The 6,315-nt window shown below is 56.7% G+C and carries 5 protein-coding genes; 1 reads left to right on the top strand and 4 read right to left on the bottom strand.

Features of this window, described 5'->3' with window-relative positions; genetic code table 11:
- Nucleotides 1-104 (bottom strand): transposase (locus IVA74_RS40190; protein WP_247340152.1); only part of this gene is annotated, 104 nt, incomplete at its 3' end.
- Between the two features lie 134 nt (nt 105-238).
- On the bottom strand, nt 239-976 hold the full coding sequence (locus IVA74_RS40185) for a LuxR family transcriptional regulator (protein ID WP_247353628.1): 738 nt from the start codon (nt 974-976) through the stop codon (nt 239-241).
- Nucleotides 977-1,279: 303 nt separating this feature from the next.
- Here IVA74_RS40185 and ald point away from each other — a divergent pair, with 303 nt between their 5' ends.
- A complete protein-coding gene (gene ald, locus IVA74_RS40180; RefSeq protein WP_247353626.1) occupies nt 1,280-2,392 on the top strand; it encodes an alanine dehydrogenase in 1,113 nt (370 codons plus the stop codon).
- A 389-nt stretch (nt 2,393-2,781) separates the two neighbouring features.
- Here the strand turns inward: ald and IVA74_RS40175 are convergent, their stop codons facing one another.
- Together IVA74_RS40175 and IVA74_RS40170 are read right to left on the bottom strand one after the other, a co-directional pair.
- Nucleotides 2,782-4,506, bottom strand: a complete 1,725-nt coding sequence (locus IVA74_RS40175) for an MFS transporter (protein WP_247353624.1) — start codon at nt 4,504-4,506, stop codon at nt 2,782-2,784.
- An 849-nt stretch (nt 4,507-5,355) separates the two neighbouring features.
- Nucleotides 5,356-5,832, bottom strand: a complete 477-nt coding sequence (locus tag IVA74_RS40170) for an Lrp/AsnC family transcriptional regulator (protein ID WP_247353622.1) — start codon at nt 5,830-5,832, stop codon at nt 5,356-5,358.
- Between the last annotated feature and the right edge of the window lie 483 nt (nt 5,833-6,315).

Below are 6,315 nucleotides of genomic sequence, written 5' to 3'. Positions count from 1 at the left end.
TGAATACCAAGGTCTTTGGACGCCTGCGCATACGACACGCCGCGCTGCTTGATCAGCCGCACGGCCTCAAGCTTGAACTCCCGCGTAAACTGCCTTCTCTCCATGACGCACCTCCTGCTCCATAAAACACCTAACTTGGTGTCTTCGGAACCGGGTGCAGCTCATATCAAACAAAGCAGAAAGGTAGAGGCGACCGCATCCTGTGCAGTCACACAGGTGTCTACGAAGAGGAAGCGCTCTATCTTCGAAACTTTGCTTCCGTTAACAGCACGACGGCTTGACGCAGCGAGCCAACGCCGAGCTTTGCTCGGGCATTATCCAGATGAAAGCACACAGTACGCTCGGTGATGCCGAGAATGATCCCGATGTCGCTAGCAGATTTGCCGCGCGAAGACCATTCAAGGCATTCCAGCTCTCGGGGAGACAATACTACCCCGGCGACCAAGCGATCGGCCGTCCAGAAACGCTTTACATGTGCATGGAAGAACGTTGCGATCAACCGTAGGTTCTGGGCATGTTTGAGTATCGAATGCTCAAAACTGGTTCGACGATCGTCGGTCGCAAAGCTCAGCGCCGCGAGCGGACCGCTTTCATCGTGGATTGGAAATGTAAATCCATAACGGATGCCGAATTTCGCCGCTTCTTCAAATATTTCGCGCTCTCGTTCCGATCGGACGGGCGGACCAAATTCCAGCCCCCATCGAAAGGGCTGACTATAGCGGATCGCCTGACGCACCACGGGATCATCAGACTCGTATTTGTTTTGAAGATAGAGTGCTGTCCAGGATCCCGGATATGTCGAGATTAGGGTCGGGGGACCGCCTGGTTTACGAGGAAGCGCAAGATAGGCGAAGCTAGATAGATTCAGCGCCTCTGCGATATCGGCCATGCTCTGCTGAGCAGAATCACGATCTGTGCTTTCGAGGAGGCGGTCGGCGAGCTTTTGAAAGGCTTGATACAGCGTGGATGACCACACGGCGGTCCTCGGTGATTGATGATGTCTAACCGCAAGCTATCTGGACGGGTTGCTTGAGAAAGCCTGCATCGAAGTATGCTGGAGCCATGCTAGCTGCAACCTCCATTTCAGGAGCCAGGTGGATTCGACACTGCATCTGCTATGTTGTGGTCTTGAGGAGACCTCCTGTAGGCCTTTCGGCGTTCCGCCATTTGGAATCCTGCACGATCCCCAGGAAAGATGCTGAATTTCTGCAAGATTTGGGCGTCTGCGGCGTAGGTCGTGCTGTTATTTCGATTAAAAGCAGTCTCAAGGAGAGGGCAAATGAAGATCGGTGTTCCCAAGGAAATCAAGAGCCACGAATACCGCGTGGGACTTACGCCGGGAGCCGTTCGCGAATACGTGGCCGTCGGTCACAGCGTGCTCATCGAGACGAATGCTGGCGCTGGCATTGGCGCAACAGATGAGGACTATCGCCAGGCCGGCGCAACAATCGTGGGCTCCGCTCGTGAGGTGTTCGCAGCTAGCGAGATGATCGTAAAGGTCAAGGAGCCCCAGCCTTCTGAATGGAGCCAACTGCGAGAGAATCAGATTCTATTCACGTACCTGCATTTGGCTCCAGATCCGGAGCAGGCTAAGGGTCTCCTCAAGTCTGGGTGCACGGCAATTGCCTATGAAACGGTGACCGATGCACGCGGTGGGCTACCTCTCCTCGCGCCTATGAGCGAGGTCGCCGGCAGGCTCGCGATCGAAGCGGCAGGTAGCGCCCTCAGACGACATGCCGGCGGACGGGGACTGTTGATCGGGGGCGTACCGGGTGTCCCGCCAGCTCGTGTCGTGGTGCTCGGAGGCGGTGTGGTCGGTACGCATGCCGCGAGGATGGCGGCAGGCCTAGGTGCCGAAGTCACGATTGTCGATCGTTCGATTTCCCGACTTCGCGAACTGGATGAGCTGTTCGAAGGCCGCGTTCGAACACGTTTTTCGACAATCGACGCCATCGAGCAGGAAGTATTTGCGGCGGATGCCGTCATTGGCGCCGTACTCGTCGCCGGCGCCAGCGCGCCCAAACTTGTAAGCCGTGGCATGTTGAGTTCGATGCGCAAAGGCTCTGTCGTCGTAGATGTGGCTATCGATCAAGGCGGATGTTTCGAGACATCGCATGCGACTACGCACGCTGATCCAACTTACGAAGTTGATGGCATCATCCATTACTGCGTCGCCAACATGCCGGGAGCTGTTCCGCTCACCTCCAGCCACGCATTGAATAACGCGACTCTTCCACTTGGTTTGGCTCTGGCCAACAAGGGATTTGCAGCCGTGCTCGAAGATCCGCATCTGCGCGCAGGTCTCAATGTCTACCGAGGCCGGTTAACTTACAAGGCGGTAGCCGAAAGTCTCGGCCTGCCGTTCTCACCGATCGAACAGGCTGCGGCCTGATCCCAGAGGTCCCACCATGGGACGTTTCCTCCCTGACTTGGCGGGCCACTCCTTCGGGAGTGGCCCCTTTTTTGTAGACTATCTATGAATTGGTTTAGCGAAGCCTAAGCGGGGCGAAAACGGTATCTCGACGCGAATTCTGTAAGGCTACGCTGCGGCTTTGGTGGTCTGCAAAAGGCTATCTAGTTTCTGTCGGAACGTGCATTTGTGCAGACCTGACACAGCCCTCAGGGCCTCGACTGCCGAGCCGAAGACCACCCGCAGATCCACGGTGAGCTCGCAACGAAGGCGATACCGGTCATCACGGCAAACGCCATTCTCTGGTCGAGCTTCGAAGGGCCGCAGTGCCGAAAGGTACTGGTTTCCGCGGGAGAAGAACGCGAGATGCCTCAGGGCAATATCGAATTGGCGCGGGTCTTGGAAATGACATTACCACGTTCGGCTCCGCCCAAGTCGCCTAGCAAGACTTCGTTGGCGGCATGGTCAGGTACATCATCCTTCCACCGGACGGACCCAAACGGTCGCTCTAGCATGCGACGGATTCGCACGGGCTCCGGACCGACGTGGAAGGACGCCGCTTGACGATCCAGCGCGCGTTCGGAGTGGGTCGAGCGGTTGCGTTGACGTAGATAATCAAGCCAGGTCGGGCAATGGTAACGCTCGGTCCACAGTTCCGGATCGGCAATATCGCGTGCGATGGACCAGCCATACGCGCCATTCCTTTTGCGGAACAGCTGCACGTCTTGCATTGTGTTGTGAAAGGCCCGCGCATTCTCTTGGGTCACACGATATTCGATTTCTATCACAAGCGGCCCGCTGCGATCGGTTAGCGCAAGGCGAACCTCAGGATGGGCGAGCGCCTCGGCGTCCTCGCTTCGCAGGTTTATGCGAGGCATGCGGAGCCGAAGTCCCAACAGCGGAGAACTCAACATCAGGACGGCCGATATCAAAAGTGCCGTTTCGACCCCGGCGGCATCGGTCAACCGACCCCAGCCCCAGCTACCGACAGCAATTCCGCCTGAGCTCGCTGCTTGGTAGGCCGCGAGCGAGCGTCCCGCGACCCACCGCGGCGCTGACAGTTGCACGCCAATGTTGAAAAGGGCCCACGTCATCATCCACACGGCGCCCGCAAGGACAAGGGCGGCCGATGTTAGAACTAGATCGCGGCTCAACGCCAACGCGGCAAGCGAGCCAGCCATCGACAAAGCGCACGCTCGGATTGCAGCCTCTCCGCTCAAGCGCTTCCGTATTTCGGGTATATTTAGTGCTCCGATCACCGCACCCAAGCCAAACGCGCTGAGCGTAATCCCATACGTCTGGGCACCGCCTCGCAGGAGATCGCGTGCGACGAGTGGCATTAGCGCAATGATGGCGCCGCCGATCAGGCCCGTTACCATCGAACGGATCAAAACAATCTTGATCGGGGGCGAATTAGCGATGTAGCGGACCCCCGACACGATGGCACGGTTTAGCTTTTCGGGGGGGAGATACGCAGGTTCGGAACTTCTCTTCCAAAAGAATAGCGCAACAAGGAGCGGCAGATATAGCAAGGCGTTCAGCGCGAAGGAAGCTACAGCGCCGGCTGTCGCAACCACAATGCCGCCGATAGCGGGTCCTACGCTGCGCGCAATATTGTAGCTGATGCTGTTCAGCGCGACCGCCGCCGGAAGGGCTTCCGCCGGCACCTGCTCACTAACGGAGGACTGCCAGGCAGGATCCATCATGGCCACTCCGCTGCCGATCACGAAACACAGTATCAGCAACAAGTCCGGCGTGACCAAACCAAGCCAGGCAAGTGTCGTCAGCGCGGTCGCACCAGCGAGCGAGATGCCGAGCGAGACGAGCATCACGATTCGCCGGTCATACATGTCAGCAATGGCGCCAGCTGGCATCGAGATCAACATAACAGGCAGCAACAACGCGGTCTGAACAAGGGCGACTTTGTCGGCCGACGATGTCATCTGAGTCATCGCCCAGGCCGCGCCGACGCTCCGAATCAGGGCGCCCAAATTCGTAAGCAGACTGGCGAGCCAGATGCGCCGAAAGGTAGGGTGGCGGAACGGCGCAGTGATGCTTTCAGCGCTAAAAGCCCGAGGCTTGGGAGAATAAGTCATCTCGCTTGCTGCGTTACCTCCGATGAATTGAAGATAGGCTCCGAAATTCGGCTACTGGCCAACGGTGAGCGGCCCTGTCTGCTTTGTGCCGCATGTGGGTGCGAAACGCCTTAATAGAGCGAACCTCGCTCCGAGGATTCGCTGTGGCTCTAGCCGGCCCTGGAGCGAACGGATCTGACCCTTGTCCTTGAAGCGTGAGCATGAACGGGGCCGATGTCTAATCACTCGGCGCGACATCCCGGCCGCGTCAGCAAGGTGTGGCACGCACTCAACCGCGCCAAAGGCGGGATAGTCCTGGGCCAGGTCTTGATCCCGTATAATGGATTGTATCTGGTCCGGCTTCGGCAAGCGAGCTGCTGCATCAGCCCTGCTGCGAAGGGATCGCCGTCGAATTCTTGAGATCTGCATATTTATGTCAGAGTGGGATGCTAGCAATATCTGAACGCATATAGACGGGCGTTCTACTCGAAGCCGATCTAAAAATCCGATCGAAGGTTCGCTAATTGCGCAGAGTACAAGATCGATGTGGCGGTTGGCAGCGTTTTACACGCACTGAGCGATGAAAAAGCGCGGTGTGCGACGCATGCTGTGCAAGCCGCCACCACCTCTCCATTCGGTAAACGTTCGCGAGTTCCGCTCGACCGAATCAGTCAGCTCGCGTGCGCTACAACGCAGAACCGTTAGCGCAACAAGCGCCACTAGTCCGAGTGAGACGCTGCTCAAGTCCTATGAATTGCACCTAGCCCAAACATCATCTGCGCTCGATTCCTATTGTAGCTCGGCAGTGCGCTTTACCTTGCCTGCGATGATAAACGATAGCACGCAGATTTGCGTCGTGAGACAATCGCTTCAATCCTCGGACGGAGCCTCGATTGGAATAGCGAAGCCAGCTTTTACCCGGTCCATTCCAACCATGGTTTTGAAGCCTTTGATATCGGGGTTCTCACGGAAGAATCGTCGCGTGAACTGCTCATAGTCGTCCATGGTGCGTGCGGTAATGTATAGGACAAAGTCAGCATCACCTGTAACGTAAAACCCATTGACTACTTCAACTGATGATTTGATGGCCTTCTTGAATCTATCGATTATGTCCGAGCGCTCCCGCTCCAAGGTCACCAACACCAGCATCTGAATGGGTCTTCCTACCGCCTTCGCCGAGACGATCGAAACGTCGGCCTCAATAATGCCTGCCGAACGAAGCCTCTTAAGTCTGCGTTGACACGCGGTAGCAGAAAGCCCGGCCAGTTCGCCAATCGCCTCGGATGTCAGACGGTTATTCTTTTGCACGATCTCGAGGATGTGAGCGTCGATTCGGTCGTATTGCATAACCGGCTCCAGGTGTGAGAGGAAATCCTGCAAAGACTCCCAACTCTTCGCAGAAAAAACTCCCCCTGTGGGGAATCTCGTTGAAAAACATCATTGCGACATCAGTATCGTCGATCTATCGGCAATTTCAATAAATATGCAGCGCGCGTCGCAAAATTGATCTCCAAAAGACCTTTGTCCTGCTACTCAGCGAAGATCGCCGCTGGGCGGCGAACAACCGTGGCGGTCGTCCGGCAGGGTCCGGTGCCGACATGACGTCGAGCTCGACTTCGTTGTTCATGACGATGATTCCGATGTCTTGGGCATGGTTTTCTGCCCTGCGAGAAATACTAGCAGAGCGGCCCGCGAGCCGACTTTGCAGCGCGAGTCCGTTTTTTGGCGATACTAGGGTCTGTACCTAATTAACACGTTCTGATTCCCTTGCACCGAGTTGATTCGGCAGGGGGGCTTCGATGCGAAAAGGACTATTTTGGCTCAACGACA

Source organism: Bradyrhizobium sp. 132, assembly GCF_023074185.1.
Taxonomy (GTDB): domain Bacteria; phylum Pseudomonadota; class Alphaproteobacteria; order Rhizobiales; family Xanthobacteraceae; genus Bradyrhizobium.
Note: the sequence above shows the minus strand (reverse complement) of the source record. Positions and strands in the feature narration are given on the sequence as shown.